Here is a 15,228-nt window from a genome sequence, read left to right on the forward strand (position 1 = left end):
ACGTCATATTGCCGAAGATATAACCAGAGCGCCCGCAAATTAGCGGAGTAATACAAGGTCAGGCTGATAATAAGGCGATAATGATGTGATTATCAACCTCTAATAAAGATATATATCCAAACAGCCCCAAGGTGCTTGTTCAACGAGAATTTGATGGGGTATATCCTCTAGCAAGCGATGCTAACTGCATCGCTCGCTAGAGGAGCCACTAGTTTGGGCTATGAGGCGCTTGATTGAGGGTGTTGCGTTTGTGGTTCAGGTATTCAATCCAACTCTGACTTTGACTGGTTGGTTCTATCTCATTAGCGCGGCTAGCCTGCACGAGGGCATTGTCGATATCTCCAAGTTTGTCAAAAGCCATCGCTTGGGAAAGAGCAACTTGAGCTGAGTGTTCCTTTGAAGATACTAATGCCAGACTCTCCAAAGCGTCACGATAATGGCCACGTTGAAGTTGTAACTGAGCAACAGAGAGACGGTATTGATTGTCTTGTTGTGCTGCAAGTAACCAAGCGGCTATCGCTTCATCCCACTCTTTCGATTGCTGCCAATAGCCTGCTTCCATTACAAGCGATGTCACAGAAGCATCCTCTTTGTTTAGTTGATGCATCAAGGCAGCTGCTTTCTCTGGCGCGCCTTGTTGTTGGTATAGCTGCGCCATCATTTGTTTTTCTGATGATGACAACGCAATGCCTTGTCGCTGCGCCAATACGAGGGTATTGAGCATTTCTTTGGGTAGCTTTAATCGCTGATAACTACCAGTAAGCTGAAGCCACCATGTTTTATTGTTAGGATCGATCGCAATAAGTTGTTTGAGTGTAGAAACAGTACTCTTCCAACGCGATAACTGGATTTGTGTAATCAGTTTCAATGACAAAGAAGGCACTTTAGGTGCGACCAGCGCAAGATGGTGATTTACAGCAGAAAGTGACGACTTCATTTGCTGAATTTGGTAGTGCGCCTGCGCAACACGAAACCAAATATCGGCTTGCTCTTTCGGCGTTAATACGTTGTTCTCTGACTCGTTAGATGTCGGCTTAACCAACGGATAATAGCGAGACAACGCCTCTTCATAGCGAGACTGGGAAAGTAAAAGATCCGCAAGCATCCGCTCAGCAGAGCGTTGATCATTCGCTTCCAACTTATTGGTATCAACAGCAAGTTTCAGCGCATCTATCGCTTTTTTTGGCTCATCCAGTTGCCAATACATCCCGCCCAGCATGCGCTGAACAAATGCCAAGTCAAACCCCGTCAACGTAGGCAGATTCTCCAGCACGACGGCGGCATCTTGCCATTTATCTTCCTGCTGTAACGCAATCGCTCGCTGCACCTTAACAGCGGTGTAGTTGGAAAGCTGCGATGAATACGCTGACTGCGACATTAAGCTTGCCGCGACAAATAGCGCAGCCGCTAAGTAAGAAAGACGAAAACCCACATAAGTCATCATTTAGCTAACATAAACTCCAGTTTGACAGTCTGCCCTTGCTGTTCAATCGCTTCACCGTTGACACTTTTTGGCGTGTATTTCCATTTTTTAAGCGCTCGCATTGCCTCGCGCTCAAACATACGTTTGGGCTTTGCTTCAATCACTTTCAAATCTGATGGTCGCCCATTTCTGTCGATAGTAAATGAAATCACAACATAGCCTTCGATTCCTCGCTTGAGGGCCTTGGGAGGATAAGTCGCATTCACCCGGACTATCGGCGTCGCCATTTGGGCACTTCCGGTTTCCATTGACGGTAACTGACTGCTGACATCGAGCTGTTGAGTCACAGCAGGCATTGAAGTTTGAATACCCGCGACACTCAAATCCATCGACACGTCAGGCAGCACTTGATCTAAGCTAGCGTCAAAGAGGTTCGGCGTACTTAGTGTTTGTGGATTTGATGTAGGGACTTGAGGAGCAGCCGGCGGAGTTGGAGGTTCAGGCGGCAGCGCTCGTGTCCTGCGTGCGAGGTCAGACTCAGATTCCACCATCACAATATCAAACGCTAGCGCGTCACCAACTTGCTTCGCCGCTGTTTCTGACGGTGTCACCATTTTGGCCATCAATCCAAACAAGCCAATGACGCAGATTATCGAAAAACCCAGTGCGACTACCCAACGCAACATCAACCTTGCTCCGCCGCCAATGCGATCTTCTCTATACCCGCGCCTTTCGCGGCATCGATAACAGACACAACGGTACCATTGTACGCTAGTTTGTCGGCTTGAATGACTAACGCAGCATCCGCTTGTTCAACACTTAGACGCGCCAACGTCGCCGCTAAGCGTTCTTCATCGACGCGCTGTTTATTGATGTAAATTTCATTGGAGGCCGTGATCGCGACGAGAATACTGGTCCCTTTTTGCGATGAAGCGTGGCTAGCGGACGGGCGATTCACTTCAACCCCCGATTCATTGACAAAAGAACTCGTAACAATAAAGAAGATAAGCATAATGAAGACAATATCTAGCATGGAAGTCAGATCCACTTGCGCGTCTTCTCTTGGCTTTTGATATCTTTGAAATCTCATTGTTTCACCCTCAACGCTTTCGCTAGTGCGGCTTCACGTCGCTCGCACGCTTTGAACAAACGTGCGTGTGCAAATAGGCCTGCTAGGGCGATAACCATGCCCGCCAGTGTCGGCAATGTCGCCATTGAAATACCTTCCGCCATGGTTCTCGCTTCGCCAGCACCTTCAGCACCAATCACATCAAATACCGTGATCATGCCAGTGACGGTGCCAAGCAGCCCCAACATAGGACAAATCGCAACCAGTCCTTTAATCAAGTTGAGGTGTCTAAAGAGTTGATTATGTGCTTCAAATAACCAGCCATCACGAATCACACTTGATGCCCAAGATGAAGGACAAGCCCTCGCCTGCCAACGCAACACAAAGGATTGATACGCGCTCGGAAACATAAATCCCAAAAACAAAACCCGTTCAATCACAAGCAACCAGCATAGGCCAGCAACCAGCGCTAACCCCCAAAGCACGGGACCACCTTGAGTCATAAAGTTGTCTAGCGACAGCCACCATTGCGTCGCTAAACTTGTTTGATAAAGGCTGATGTCGGTCATGCACTTAAGCCCAAAACGGTCGGTTTCATCGGAAGCTCAGATTGTTGTGCTACTAAGCTAACACCTACTTTCTCAAGTGTTCCTCGTAGCATCTCTGCTTGTGTGGTGAGTAAGTTATGCGCAAGAAGTAGTGGTATTGCCGCAACCAATCCCATGACAGTTGTAACCAATGCCATTGATATGCCTCCGGCCATCACGCTTGGATCGCTGTTACCAAATTGCGTGATGATCTGGAAGGTTTCTATCATGCCCGTTACTGTGCCTAAAAGGCCTAGCATCGGCGCTAACGCAGCCAATAATTTTAACATCGACAGGCCTTTTTCAAAGCCTTGTTGTTCATCCATGATGGCTTCCATGAGTCTTAACTCAAGCGCATCCAGACTTCGATTAGGCTCTAAACGATACACATTCAATACACGCCCTAATGGGTTATCTCCTGGTGCTTCAGGCGTATTCATTTGGCGGCGGATCATCAACCCTGTGCGGTACAAGACGAACCCTCGCACACACACAATACCCACACCTATCACCAGTAGCGCCGCGATCACTTTACCGACAAGCCCGGCTTGTTCAAAACGTTGGGCCAACGTTGGCGTCGCTGCGAGTTGATTAAGTACGGCACTGCCCGTGGGATCTATCACCACTAAGTCACCAGCCACATCTTGCTCTAACGCTTTCGTGGTGAGTCCGCCCTCAGGCTGAAACGGCGATAAATTCGCTTGCTGGCGTTTGCCATCCCACTCGAGATATCCGTTTTGTCCGACGAGCGCAATGTTACCCACGTGCTGCACTTCTTTTTGGTTCATCACGCCATTAGCATCACGTACATTCAGCTTCAGTGAGCCGATCTGGCTGCTGGCTGACAAATCATTCATGATGCCCAAATACATTGCGGTAAGATCTGAAAGAGACGGCAAGGCATCAGCGTCTGCGATCGCAGCTAGCTCTTGCTCAAACATAGGCTGTGATGCAGTCACAGGTAAGCCATCACGCTCTTGCTGGATCTCTTTGGCAACCTGTCGGACAACACCAAACACTTCGCCCAAACTGCCTGTTTCAAGCAACAAGGTTTGCTCTAGGTCAGCCAATGTATTTTCATTGGCTGCAAAGTCATCGCTTAGTCGTTCAATGTCACTCTCTAACGTTTTCTGCTGCTGCTTCAATGCTTCCAACTGACGTTGCAGCGCCGTCTCTTGCTCTTCAAACGCAGACTCTCGCTCACTGTTGTGCGACTTATCAGCCGCATGGGCCGCCTGGGTATCACTTACCAAATCCGCATGGACAGGTGCTACCAATAGCGACATAAAGATAAACAGTGCAGGAAGTACTCGTTTCATATTCATTTCTGCTCCTCCTGCAAAGAAGACACGGACAGAGGCAAGGTCAACAGAGTCGGCGCTGATTTTTTGTTGGCAACTTGATAGGCGAGTTCGAGTGATTCGTGATCAGAAGAGGTGACGGGGTGCCACATTGATTGGTCTTTGTTGAAAAACCAAAACGCTTTGCCATCCAATCGCCTTGCGAGAAGGGAAATTCGCCCAAGGTGCAGTATGTCAACATCACGAGAAACACCATCCAACACGATAGTTTCCTGATAGCTACCGAGCTTCGACCCATAATCCAACTCGATCTGATACGCCTCTAAAATTCGACGGAATTTTTCTGCATCACTCACATCAGACATCGACATCATGCTGATTAATGAATCAACACGTTTCTGGCGATGTGCAGCCTTAATAGGCAAATCCGTGTCTACCCACAATTTCAACCCATCAATCATCATATACATCAGAGGAACAATACCTTGCCTTGTCTGATTGATATCCTCTAACTGTTGATTCAGGTTCGCCTCTTCAAGGCTTTGATCATGGGTTACATTCTGTAAATGCGTACGATAGACAGAAAGATTGTCAACGTCTTGCTGAAGCAACGCGATTTCCGCTTTCATTTTTTGGGCGCGATCATCACTGACATCGATCCGCTGTTGCGACGCTACTGCCGATTGGAGTGTTTTAGCTTCGATAGACGCTGCAGTATCAAGAGTATTGGCAACTACAGGGAACGACAGGCTTATCAGGGGAATCGCCATCGCTTGCGTGAAGAATTTCATGAAATTTTGTGTCTCTAAGTTCGTTGCAGCATTTACAGTGTAAAAATCTCGCTAGCTATTGAGACGATTTACCCTAATGCACCTTCTATACGATGGGTTATCGCCAGTCTTACAACCGATGTGATAACCGCATCTCGCTTGTTAATATCTCTGCCGTTCAGGACGATGAGCGACTCTACTCAACCAATTTTCGGTTTGAGTCCAGAGCGTCTCGCGAGTTGTATTTTCGCAGATTAACTCATCAACACCAGCCTGAATAAGTGCAGCATGCTCTGTTTCAGTCAAACTCGGCAACAAAGCGAACAACGGCAGCGTTGAACGCCTCCTTACGTGTTGAACATCTGCTATGCACGACAGCATGGTATCTGACGCAAGAAAAACCAAATCAAAATCACACTGCCTAAGCGCCCATTCAGCCTGCTGAATATCAAGCACTCGTGTCACCTTACAACCGTGCTGATTGAGTGTGGTCTTCACCCAACCGCATAGCGAAAGTCTGCTTTCTACTAAAAGTAGTTCAGGCACATAAACACCCGTTAAATGATATTGATTCTCATTATACTGTCATATCCTGACAGAAAGATCTAACCCTGCGTTCGATGGATTGTGCAAAAACCAAGTCATCAGCTTAAAACGGTTTCGGTTTGAGAGTGATGTCCGAAAAGCTGGGTTTATCTCCAACATTATCTACATTTAAGCGTTTGAAACTGTTGCGTAATGAATGCCTAGAAGAGTAGACTCTCGAGCATGGAAATATCACTTTCCACCCCATTAATGGTAGTTATGTACAATATGAACAATAAACCTCTGATTGCAGTGTCACTTATTTTGTTTTTCGCAATGGTAGCGATGACACTGACATCCATCACTTACTCCAATCAAATTTATGTCATACAAATTCAGAAGCAACACGAGAAGCTACTGAAAGATCCAGAAGATGCTAAAGTCACTGATTTATTTGGCTTAGCGACCATTTGTGAAGACTTTCGATTCAAAAGTACACTGTCAATACACCTTTCTGCAGAGCAAACCTTCAGTGTTCAGCGTGCCTGTGAAGATATTAAAACGCGTCTTCATATGAGCCAATTTACAGAACAAAGCCTGTCGATGCGCCGCTAAGTGCGCTCGATTGCAAAAAGAAAGGGAGCTTAGGCTCCCTTTCTTTTTGCACGACTGATTGAAGCAAAACGTACATTGTGGCAAAGTCGCTCCCGAATTCACTCACACCTGCGGCATTAGCATGAACGTTCAACCCAATAACCCTCTTCACGGCCTTAAACTTGAGAAAATCGTCACCGATTTAGTTGAACATTATGGTTGGCAGTCTCTCGGCCAACAAATTGCTATCAACTGTTTTCGCAGCGATCCTTCGGTAAAATCAAGCCTCAAGTTCTTGCGAAAAACACCGTGGGCAAGAGAAAAAACAGAACAGCTTTATATCGACACTTTCTGCGGTCAAACTGAAAGCGCAGATCCATGGGCTGCAGCGTTGAACAAGCTAGAGAAATAGTTTAGCTATCAAACAATTTGACCGATTTGTCGTCTACATGTTCGTGGTATATATTGGATTGTCATAAGCCAATACCTCGTATGGAGACGACATGGGATCAGGCTGGGAGTCTTTAACGCTCGTATTGCTCGCGCCTATCTTTTTTATATGTATGGTGCTCGAATATCGCCTGCTACGAAAACGAGGGGACAACGACTACTCGCTAAAAGAGCTGCTATGTAATTTCAGTTTGGCGGGACTCCATCAGGCCTCAGACATCATCGCTACCCTGTTGCTGATGCCCTTTTTCCTCTGGCTCTATCAATTCCGCGTTTTTGATATTTCCCTCACACCGCTTTCAATCATCATCGTTTTTATTCTACAAGACTTCTTCTATTACTGGTTTCATCGAGCCTCTCACCATGTGCATTGGCTATGGGCCTCACATATCTCGCATCACAGTTCTGAGCGCATGAATTTCACTACCGCGTTTCGCCAAAGTCTAACCTACCCACTATCAGGGATGTGGTTGTTCTGGACGCCGCTCATGTTACTCGGCTACCCTCCGACCTTCGTTGTGGTCGTTGTTGCACTTAACCTTGGTTTCCAATTCTTTGTCCACACCCGAATGGTTGGCAAACTCGGCTGGGTCGAGCATATCTTCAACACGCCATCTCATCACAGAGTGCACCATGCGCGAAATCCAGAATACATCGACCGTAATTTTGCCGGCGTACTGATTGTCTGGGACAAATTATTTGGCACATTTGTAGAAGAAAGAAACGACATCAAGATTGATTACGGGATCCCTCACGCCGTTAACAGTTGGAACCCCTTTGTGGCTACCTTTCACCAATGGAGAACACTCTTTAGATTAGCCCTGTCACCGACAAAAACTCCGTTATCTAAACGAATGGCCTATCTATTCGGCTCTCCTAAAATCAGCGATGATGCAATCAAAGACCATTCCCCAATCAACACCATGAACAAAAATTGATTGCCCTCCCCCTATTGTTCAAAAATAGATCAGAAAAACTTGTTAAAGAAACCAAGCTGACATCCCAGTTTTCAATGCAGCATAGTGCATCCATGTCCCGCTACTAAGAATGCCCTGCAAGTCACCCTAAAACCCAATCAAAGGTGTGCCTATACTTTATCGTCAAAAATGTAACCGCTTACATTTTTGAACAACTCTCCAAACAGTTCAGTTGGCCCATTAAGTAGGAGGCACCATGTCGGATAAGAAAGGACATTCTTCAGACACGGACGCGCAACAAACGGAAGGCATCTACGACCTCTATAGCAAACACCCAGAAACCGCAGACGAGACCGTGTTTGGTCGAAAGACTCACTCTGACAGACGTGGATTTCTAAAAGGTGCAGGTTTAGCCACCATGGCGGCCGTCCTTGGCGGCGCAATTCCTTTTCACCGCAATATGCCTGCGGGCATGGTTCCTGCCGCCTTTGCTGAAGGCCTCGATGACGTCACCATTGAAGGTAAAGATGGGCTGATCGTGCTCAATGACAGACCCCTAAACGCAGAAACGCCCCCTCACCTGCTTAATGACGATGTCACGCCAACCGCTCGGCATTTCATTCGTAACAACGGCATTCCGCCTACCGCTGTCGATGCTGACACGTGGACTCTGACCATTGATGGTTTAGTCGATAAACCCATGACCCTCACCATTGAAGACCTGAAGAAGAACTTTGAGGTAGTAGAACAGCAATTGGTTGTGGAGTGTGGCGGTAACGGCCGCGCGTACTTTGAACCGAAAGCCAAAGGCAACCAATGGACTTTGGGTGCTGTTGCCTGTTCTTCATGGACGGGTGTGCGCTTGGCTGATGTATTGAAAGCAGCTGGCGTGCAAGAAGGCGCGGTGTATACCGCTCACTACAGTGCAGACAAACACCTTTCGGGCAAGGAAGGCAAACTGCCTATTTCTCGCGGTGTACCAATAGAGAAAGCCATGGGCGGTGAAAACCTGATTGCCTTTGCGCAAAATGGAGAGGCATTGCACGACATGAACGGCGCACCGCTTCGCTTGGTTGTGCCAGGTTGGCCGGGGTCGTGTTCGCAGAAATGGCTCACCAAAATCACAGTGCGAGACCAAGTGCATGATGGGCCGAAGATGACAGGCAAAGCGTATCGCGTGCCTAACCGCCCTGTTGCTCCCGGTGAGAAAGTCGATAAAGACGATTTCGTGATCATCGAAAGAATGCCCGTGAAATCGCTGATCACCTCGCCGCAAACAAACAGCGAAATCGAAGGCAAAGAAGTCTTGGTTCGCGGTCATGCATGGTCTGGGGATCGTAACGTTTCCAAGGTTCAGCTTTCGAATGATTTTGGCGCAACATGGATCGATGCCGATCTTTCCGATCCCGCTAACGAAGGTGCATGGCAAACCTTTGAATCAAAAGTGTCTTTCCCGCAAGCGGGTTATTACGAAGTGTGGGCAAAAGCGACCGATGACCAAGGCGTTAGCCAACCCTTCGCGATTGCATGGAATCCGAAAGGCTACCTCAACAACAGCTTTCACCGCATCGCACTCGTTGTGAAAGGGTAGGTGAAATGGCTTTGATGAAATCAACCACAGCGTCGTTATTCGGCGCTGCTTTGCTGTTTTCTCCCCTTGCAGTAAACGCCGCAGATGATGCGTTGATTGCTGCAGGAGAACAACAAGCCGCCGTGTGCAAAGCCTGCCACCAAGTTGAACCTAACGGCATTACGGTTGTTGGCCCTCCCCTATACGGACTCGCGGATCGAGAAATCGCCGGTTTTTCGGGTTTCAGCTATAGCGATGGGCTCTCAGCAAACCGTGTTGAAGGGAAAACGTGGGATGCCGAATCCCTTGATGCCTTTTTGACGTCACCCGCTGATTTCGCGCCGGGCACCAACATGGTGTATCCCGGCGTGAAAGATCCCGGGGCGCGAGCTGCCATCATTGCATGGCTCGCCACAAAAAATCCGACGCCACCAAATTGGCATAACAGTGATGAAGCGATTCCTGTGAAAGCCTTGGGGGAAGGTATTCTTGCCCCAGATGAAAACATGGCGCTCGTTGCCTCAGCCTGTTCTGTGTGTCATTCCTTACACCTTGTTGTGCAGCAAGGGCTCAGTCGGGATAGTTGGGACGAAACCTTGGAATGGATGGTCGATGAACAAGGCATGGATGAGCTTGACGATGAGGAGCATGAACGTGTTCTCGATTACCTCGCCACGTATTATGGCGAATAACACATTCTGAGTTTTGTTCTCACTTGTGGGCGGAGCAACTGCGCAAAACTGCACCGCCTCTCTTTCTAACAATCTGATATCTTTAGTAAGCTCTATGTCATACCCAATGACAATGTAATAGGCTCATGACGCGCATCCAATCGTTAACACGCTGTGCAGCGGCAGTCTCTTTCGCGCTGACCTTCTCCCCTTTCTCTGCCTTTGCAAATACCCAGACCGATCTTGGCAGTACACCTATCGTCGGCACTATTTACAACAGCAGCCAGTTGGTTTTCTCCGGTATCTACGAATCTATGAACGTCAGTGCCGCCACCAGCCGTGACATTGCGTTGTTTACGGTCGGTGGCGTGACTCTCGATGCGCTGGTGTTGACCTTGCCGCTCGATGCGAGCGTGAAAGCTCGGGTCATTTCTCAATTGTCCAATCCGAAATACGCGATCCAGCTCGGGCACTTGCTCTATAGCTTTTACGATCGCTACACCGGCGAAGTGGTCAATGAAGATATCTTCAAACAACATTTGTTCGACACCTTCAGCAAAGCAGAGCTCGCACAATGGGAGCATTCATTATTCTCAATCGACGGTAAAAAAGAGGTGTCTAACTCAAGCAGTCATGGTCCCAAAACAGAAGAAGAAGCGCTGCTGAATCGGCAATTTATCGCTGCGCTGGTAACGCTGTATGATGCCCTGTTTGGCAAAGACAAACTGCTTTATGGCGATGAGCTGCCAGACCAATATCAATACCTCACTGACAGCGAAGCGGACAGAGAAACGGTCGCCACCGTGCAGCAAGTGCTGGTGAAGATGCTCACTAAATACAGCGAAAGCCTTGAAGAAGGCGACATGAAAGCGGCCATTCTTGGCATCATTGATGACGCCAAGCCTGAAAACCAGACCAAAGAGAACAATCGCGCCCAAGCCATCACCATCAGTTTGGTCGACTTTGTGCGACTAAACGTGCTGAAAGGCTATCGCCAATACCTGCTTGAAGGGGCAAAAATCGACGCACTCGATCAATGGATGCAAGACGCGCTCGACGATGATCCAGAGGGGCTACTCGCCTATCTCGCCCATCAGAACACACGCCCGTTTGCCGTCCAAATGACGGTCGATGGTTTGCAACAAGGTCTGATTCAAGGCTTGGTGAGCAAGCAACCTTCGCCTTTCTTGCAGCAAGTGAAGCGCGATGAACAGAACATCGAGCGCTTTGCGCCGAAAGGCGTCGACATTACGCAAACAGACCACACGCCAGATAACACCTTCTTGTTTGAGATTGCGGATACACCTTATACCGACCCGCGCTACTTGCCGTTTTTCAGCAAGCTTTATCAAGACGGCGCGAAAGGCATCGTGGAATATGGCGTGTCGACCACACCCACCATCAGCGTCCGCAATTTGCCTATCATCAAAACTGGGGCAAACGTGGCCGGAGACGGTGGCACGGGCATCCCGAATTTCCACTTTGTCGATCGCGAACAAGATCGGGCCTATTACTTCTTTGGTAACGACGCCATTCAGCTCGACCCTTTATTCAGCGGTAACGGCGCAAAGACCCAATTTGAAAGGCTTGTCCCTCTCGTCACGCTTAACTGCAACGCCCAATATGATTGGTATGCACAATCCAGCTACGATCCTCTGATCAACCTTGGTCTTGGGGAAGCGATACGTGATTTTGGCGAACAACGCTGCTTGAAAGATCTGCGTCAGCGCGGCGAGATAGAAGTCTCCCTTCACTCAATGCGCGAAGGCTTAATCAAAGACATTCAAGCCTATCAAGACATCACATGGTGGACGCCACTGACCCGCACCACCAAGCGCTTAACCATTAAAGACAAGCTGGAAGTTTACGCACAGCTTTCTCAAAAAGGGCTGCCTGACTTTGTGTTGGCCTATAACCCTTGGGCCGACCATTTCGCCCACTTCACTGGCCCCTTTGCGGATGAAATCCTCGCGCCGACGGGCGAGCTTAATCGCTTAGATTTCTGGCTCGGGGAAATGGAAACGGTTTACCGCAAAGCCGGGGTGTACGATCAAGTGCTTTGGGGCATGGCGGGGGATCATGGCTTGTCGCCTATCTACCATATCGTCAGCCCAGAGAAAGAAGTGTTTGCGGGCATTCAATCGGACTACGACATGTCTTTGCGTCTTCGCAAAATTTCGTCTGACGAAGGTGAAGGTCCAAAGATTACTCACACCTTTGATTACCCCAGCAATAAAGAGATTGATGTGATTGTGGCATCCACCGCGGGCGGCAATTACATGATGGATTTGTTCAACAGCCAACGTGGGTGGGAAACACAACCTCTCTATGGTGAATTGATCGTCTGGAAACCATTGTCCGCCCAGAAAAATGACCCAGCGATAGACATGGTGCACGAAACCGCTTCACGCCTTGGCGACAGTTTGGATTACCTTGCGGTACGGGAACAAGATTGCAGCTTGTCAGCCTGTACGTTGCGATTGGTGGCCGTGAAAGACGGTGTTCGACATGATGAGTTCATTACTCGCCAAGGCGACCGTTCCTTGTATCATGCTAAAAACGGCCAACCCCCAGTGCTATTGAATCTGTATGAGGCCAACCCTTATGCTGCAGCGCTAAGCAAATCAGAGCAGCAAGAGAAGTCTACATTGCTCGAACAGTGCATGAACAAAGCAGATGCTGCCAACCCGCAAACCTGGTGCGATGAAAGCACGTGGCAACAACTCACGAGATTGACACCGCGGCCTGACAGCGTGAATCAGTTAGCGCACCTTTATGATGAAGATCGCGCTGGCACCATCAACTTGTTCCCTGCCATGGGTGTGGGCTACAACACCAAAGTGCCGGGCCGTCATGCTGGCGAGCACTTCCACGAAAAAGATGCCTTCATTGGTTTCTGGGGAACGCCAGTCACCAGTGATAAACGCATACCAACGGCGGTGAATGGTTCGCTTGCGCCAACGCTGTATGAATACCTGTCTGGCAAGCCAGTAAAAGTGGGAGAAGACGGTTGGGGATTTCCTTCTTTACTCCAATATCTCGAAAAATAGCGTTTTAGGGATACATCACCCCTTTCTGTAATTGAGCCACTCATCAATAGTGGCTTTTCTTTAACCCACTCTCAGCGATTCACGCTTGCCTTGTTCGCCCCACCCGTAAAAATGTATATACATTGTATACGCAACGCATTACACGAAGTGATAGCGATGAGCAGTAAAAAGAAAAGTGCGGAAAACAAGAAAGACAGTCAGCTAATCATTCGTATCAATGGCAAGCAACGTGATGAGTTCATCTCGTTATGTGAAGACCTTGATACGTCATCCGCACGAGAGATTCGAAGATTCATCAAACAGTTTATTAATGAAAACGGGTCTTTGACCCACTCGGAATAAGCTTGGCGGAGTATGTTGTACCGGTAAGTTTCTCTAATCAGCCACTAAAGGAGAATCAACATGGCTAAGACTAAAAAAGAACTGAAAAAATCATTGAAGAAAGCAAAAGCAAAAGTAAAACAGATCAAGAAAGCGATCAAAAAAGCGTAATTCTTCGCGCTTAAATCGTTCATAAAGATCGATACAAAACCGATGTGCTGTCGTTCATTTCACGGCTTTACATCGGTTTTTTTTCGTTAATTATTCGCTAGAGAGGAGCACCAAATTCATCCGTCGCGATTAAGACCTGAGCATCCGGATTATCATCTACCTCATCAGCAATCCACGCACTCATACACGCTCGATCAAGCACGCAAGGGTCAGTCAGTGCATTGAGAAATGCTTCAAGCTGTGCCCGTTCAGTGCCATCAAAATTGACGTTGTTGAGTTCCGACGTCCCATTGTTTTGTTCATCTTCCAGTTTTGAAATGGCGTCTAACGTATGCGAGCGCGCATCAGGATACAGGCTAGTGCAGTTACTCACGTTTTCAAACTGATCTAAATCGCACAGTCGATCATTGTTAAAATAGTTATTCACGGTATTTCTCGGGTTGTCATAGTGACGCAATACCCGCTCTATGTTCCCATAAGCCCCTGCATGCCCATAAGGTGCCGTTACCGCTATATTGAGGAGAGATGGGGTACGAAAGCGATGACGGTCATTGGTGTCGCCTGAAATCAGCTCACGCCCAAAATCATCATCGTCGCCTGTATTTTTCCCTGGGCCTATTTGTGGAAAGCCAACAGTGTGGTGCAAACCGTCGCTGAACAGGATGCCACTATGGCAATTCACACACCCCGCACCACCTTGCGTTGTATCAGTGAAAAATAACAATGCACCTTCAATTTGCAGATTGGTTAAAGCATCGGTCTCGCCATCAAGGTAGTTTTGCCAAGGGGAGTTCACAAACACCATCGAACGTTGATACTCCGCAAGGGCTTTCGCGATATTGTCGTAGGTGATTAACGTCGTTGCGCCGTCTGAACTATTAAATCCGGTTTGGAAAGCTGCAAGCCACTGATTGGTCGCTAGCTCGCCAGCCCCAACGCCATAGTCACCAATGCGAGCGGCAAGGTGGCTTCGAATGGTGTCATTATTTGACCCATTTTCGAACGTTGTATCTTTCATTTCTTCATCGGATGTCACGGGGAAACGCGCTTGCGCCATCACCAAGTTATCGCCTGCATTCGCATCGGCCACACCAAAGCCAGAATCAGGCGTGCTAATGGTTGAACCGGCACCATTTTGCCCTGCTTCTTTTCCTGAGCTCTCAACGCGCGAGTCCCAGAACAGGCCAGTGTCCCACAATGCCATGTTGAAAATGGTTGGGCTGTTTCTTGGCACATCTGGCAAATCATCAGCATCTACGCGTCCTTCACCCAAGACTTCTGGTTGTGTTGCATTCACGCCAACGGGAAGACTCAGTTCATCGGCTCCACCCAACATAGGGTGATGACAACTGGCACACGCCACATCCTGATCGCCACTCAGGCTATTACTAAAGAACAACTTCCGGCCCAGCGTCGCCAGAGGATCATTAATATCAGGGATCGTTCGCCCCGCCGTCGGGCTAACTGCCAAGTTCAAATTTTCAATAATGGCGTTCAGCGCTGTTTGCTCTTCCGTCAACGTGACGTTGGTATTGTCAGCACCACCGTTCGCATCAGCATTGCCGTCACCACCGCAACCCTGCAACCCTGCACATAGACCGAATATCAGCAGCCAATTGGTGTATTTATTCTTATCGTTGTTACACATGATTTCTCCGATATTTTACACAGCGTTTTCTTAGCGTAGGACGATATTAGAGATAAATTGCATTCGAAATGTGGAACAAATGTGCAACTTGGCTATTCCGTGTTCGCTGTCAGATTGACGCCGATATACCCAAGCAAGCTGAAGATGCTTAGGTATATACT

General features: G+C 48.2%; 14 protein-coding genes and 1 pseudogene. 7 read left to right on the plus strand and 8 right to left on the minus strand.

The window, feature by feature from the left end; all coding sequences use genetic code 11:
• Nucleotides 1-208: 208 nt before the first annotated feature.
• From Q365_RS25205 to Q365_RS0100480, 7 genes are all read right to left on the minus strand, one after another.
• Entirely contained in the window at nucleotides 209-1,444 is a 1,236-nt protein-coding gene (locus Q365_RS25205; RefSeq protein WP_035024216.1) for a tetratricopeptide repeat protein, read from the minus strand.
• Nucleotides 1,441-2,109: an energy transducer TonB gene (locus tag Q365_RS0100455; RefSeq protein ID WP_028021487.1), complete on the minus strand. Its 669-nt coding sequence runs from the start codon at nucleotides 2,107-2,109 to the stop codon at nucleotides 1,441-1,443. Before Q365_RS0100455 ends, Q365_RS25205 begins: the two co-directional genes overlap by 4 nt.
• Nucleotides 2,109-2,513, minus strand: coding sequence for an ExbD/TolR family protein (locus Q365_RS0100460; RefSeq protein WP_028021488.1), 405 nt, complete (start codon nucleotides 2,511-2,513; stop codon nucleotides 2,109-2,111). The genes Q365_RS0100455 and Q365_RS0100460 overlap by 1 nt, the downstream gene beginning before the upstream one ends.
• On the minus strand, nucleotides 2,510-3,061 hold the full coding sequence (locus Q365_RS0100465) for a MotA/TolQ/ExbB proton channel family protein (protein ID WP_028021489.1): 552 nt from the start codon (nucleotides 3,059-3,061) through the stop codon (nucleotides 2,510-2,512). The genes Q365_RS0100460 and Q365_RS0100465 overlap by 4 nt, the downstream gene beginning before the upstream one ends.
• Nucleotides 3,058-4,404 (minus strand): MotA/TolQ/ExbB proton channel family protein, encoded by a 1,347-nt coding sequence (locus Q365_RS0100470; RefSeq protein ID WP_028021490.1) that lies wholly within the window; start codon nucleotides 4,402-4,404, stop codon nucleotides 3,058-3,060. The genes Q365_RS0100465 and Q365_RS0100470 overlap by 4 nt, the downstream gene beginning before the upstream one ends.
• Complete coding sequence (locus Q365_RS0100475; RefSeq protein WP_035024220.1) at nucleotides 4,401-5,171, minus strand: DUF3450 domain-containing protein; 771 nt, start codon at nucleotides 5,169-5,171, stop codon at nucleotides 4,401-4,403. Before Q365_RS0100475 ends, Q365_RS0100470 begins: the two co-directional genes overlap by 4 nt.
• 141 nt (nucleotides 5,172-5,312) lie before the next feature.
• Nucleotides 5,313-5,696 (minus strand): DNA-binding transcriptional response regulator, encoded by a 384-nt coding sequence (locus Q365_RS0100480; protein ID WP_028021492.1) that lies wholly within the window; start codon nucleotides 5,694-5,696, stop codon nucleotides 5,313-5,315.
• A 267-nt stretch (nucleotides 5,697-5,963) separates the two neighbouring features.
• Between Q365_RS0100480 and Q365_RS0100485 the strand changes: the two genes are divergently transcribed.
• The 7 genes and pseudogenes from Q365_RS0100485 to Q365_RS0100515 all read left to right on the plus strand — a co-directional run bounded on the left by Q365_RS0100485 (nucleotide 5,964) and on the right by Q365_RS0100515 (nucleotide 13,269).
• Nucleotides 5,964-6,290 carry a hypothetical protein gene (locus tag Q365_RS0100485; RefSeq protein WP_245621462.1) on the plus strand — a complete coding sequence of 109 codons (327 nt, stop codon included), beginning with the start codon at nucleotides 5,964-5,966 and terminating at the stop codon, nucleotides 6,288-6,290.
• A 121-nt stretch (nucleotides 6,291-6,411) separates the two neighbouring features.
• A pseudogene (locus Q365_RS0100490) lies at nucleotides 6,412-6,621 on the plus strand (VF530 family protein); the annotation flags it as partial.
• Between the two features lie 151 nt (nucleotides 6,622-6,772).
• Nucleotides 6,773-7,657 carry a sterol desaturase family protein gene (locus tag Q365_RS0100495; RefSeq protein WP_028021495.1) on the plus strand — a complete coding sequence of 295 codons (885 nt, stop codon included), beginning with the start codon at nucleotides 6,773-6,775 and terminating at the stop codon, nucleotides 7,655-7,657.
• A gap of 235 nt (nucleotides 7,658-7,892) precedes the next feature.
• On the plus strand, nucleotides 7,893-9,227 hold the full coding sequence (locus tag Q365_RS0100500; RefSeq protein WP_028021496.1) for a molybdopterin-dependent oxidoreductase: 1,335 nt from the start codon (nucleotides 7,893-7,895) through the stop codon (nucleotides 9,225-9,227).
• A gap of 14 nt (nucleotides 9,228-9,241) precedes the next feature.
• Entirely contained in the window at nucleotides 9,242-9,898 is a 657-nt protein-coding gene (locus Q365_RS0100505) for a c-type cytochrome (RefSeq protein ID WP_028021497.1), read from the plus strand.
• Nucleotides 9,899-10,191: 293 nt separating this feature from the next.
• Complete coding sequence (locus tag Q365_RS0100510) at nucleotides 10,192-12,927, plus strand: alkaline phosphatase family protein (protein ID WP_035024376.1); 2,736 nt, start codon at nucleotides 10,192-10,194, stop codon at nucleotides 12,925-12,927.
• Between the two features lie 156 nt (nucleotides 12,928-13,083).
• The gene (locus Q365_RS0100515) at nucleotides 13,084-13,269 is read left to right on the plus strand and encodes a hypothetical protein (RefSeq protein WP_028021499.1); all 186 of its coding nucleotides are present in this window, start codon (nucleotides 13,084-13,086) and stop codon (nucleotides 13,267-13,269) included.
• A 247-nt stretch (nucleotides 13,270-13,516) separates the two neighbouring features.
• Here Q365_RS0100515 and Q365_RS0100525 read toward each other — a convergent pair whose 3' ends face one another.
• Nucleotides 13,517-15,067: a cytochrome-c peroxidase gene (locus tag Q365_RS0100525; RefSeq protein ID WP_028021500.1), complete on the minus strand. Its 1,551-nt coding sequence runs from the start codon at nucleotides 15,065-15,067 to the stop codon at nucleotides 13,517-13,519.
• Nucleotides 15,068-15,228 lie beyond the last annotated feature (161 nt).

Source organism: Enterovibrio calviensis DSM 14347, from assembly GCF_000621165.1.
GTDB classification, from domain to species: Bacteria; Pseudomonadota; Gammaproteobacteria; order Enterobacterales; family Vibrionaceae; genus Enterovibrio; species Enterovibrio calviensis.

Excerpts from the sequence above, each read along its gene's own strand:
- Q365_RS0100465 (WP_028021489.1), bottom strand. The coding sequence starts at position 3,061 with ATGACCGACATCAGCCTTTATCAAACAAGTTTAGCGACGCAATGGTGG.
- Q365_RS0100460 (WP_028021488.1), bottom strand. The coding sequence starts at position 2,513 with ATGAGATTTCAAAGATATCAAAAGCCAAGAGAAGACGCGCAAGTGGAT.
- Q365_RS0100470 (WP_028021490.1), bottom strand. The coding sequence starts at position 4,404 with ATGAATATGAAACGAGTACTTCCTGCACTGTTTATCTTTATGTCGCTA.
- Q365_RS0100455 (WP_028021487.1), bottom strand. The coding sequence starts at position 2,109 with ATGTTGCGTTGGGTAGTCGCACTGGGTTTTTCGATAATCTGCGTCATT.
- Q365_RS0100525 (WP_028021500.1), bottom strand. The coding sequence starts at position 15,067 with ATGTGTAACAACGATAAGAATAAATACACCAATTGGCTGCTGATATTC.
- Q365_RS0100495 (WP_028021495.1), top strand. The coding sequence starts at position 6,773 with ATGGGATCAGGCTGGGAGTCTTTAACGCTCGTATTGCTCGCGCCTATC.
- Q365_RS0100510 (WP_035024376.1), top strand. The coding sequence starts at position 10,192 with ATGAACGTCAGTGCCGCCACCAGCCGTGACATTGCGTTGTTTACGGTC.
- Q365_RS0100500 (WP_028021496.1), top strand. The coding sequence starts at position 7,893 with ATGTCGGATAAGAAAGGACATTCTTCAGACACGGACGCGCAACAAACG.
- Q365_RS0100515 (WP_028021499.1), top strand. The coding sequence starts at position 13,084 with ATGAGCAGTAAAAAGAAAAGTGCGGAAAACAAGAAAGACAGTCAGCTA.
- Q365_RS0100505 (WP_028021497.1), top strand. The coding sequence starts at position 9,242 with ATGAAATCAACCACAGCGTCGTTATTCGGCGCTGCTTTGCTGTTTTCT.
- Q365_RS0100475 (WP_035024220.1), bottom strand. The coding sequence starts at position 5,171 with ATGAAATTCTTCACGCAAGCGATGGCGATTCCCCTGATAAGCCTGTCG.
- Q365_RS25205 (WP_035024216.1), bottom strand. The coding sequence starts at position 1,444 with ATGATGACTTATGTGGGTTTTCGTCTTTCTTACTTAGCGGCTGCGCTA.
- Q365_RS0100485 (WP_245621462.1), top strand. The coding sequence starts at position 5,964 with ATGAACAATAAACCTCTGATTGCAGTGTCACTTATTTTGTTTTTCGCA.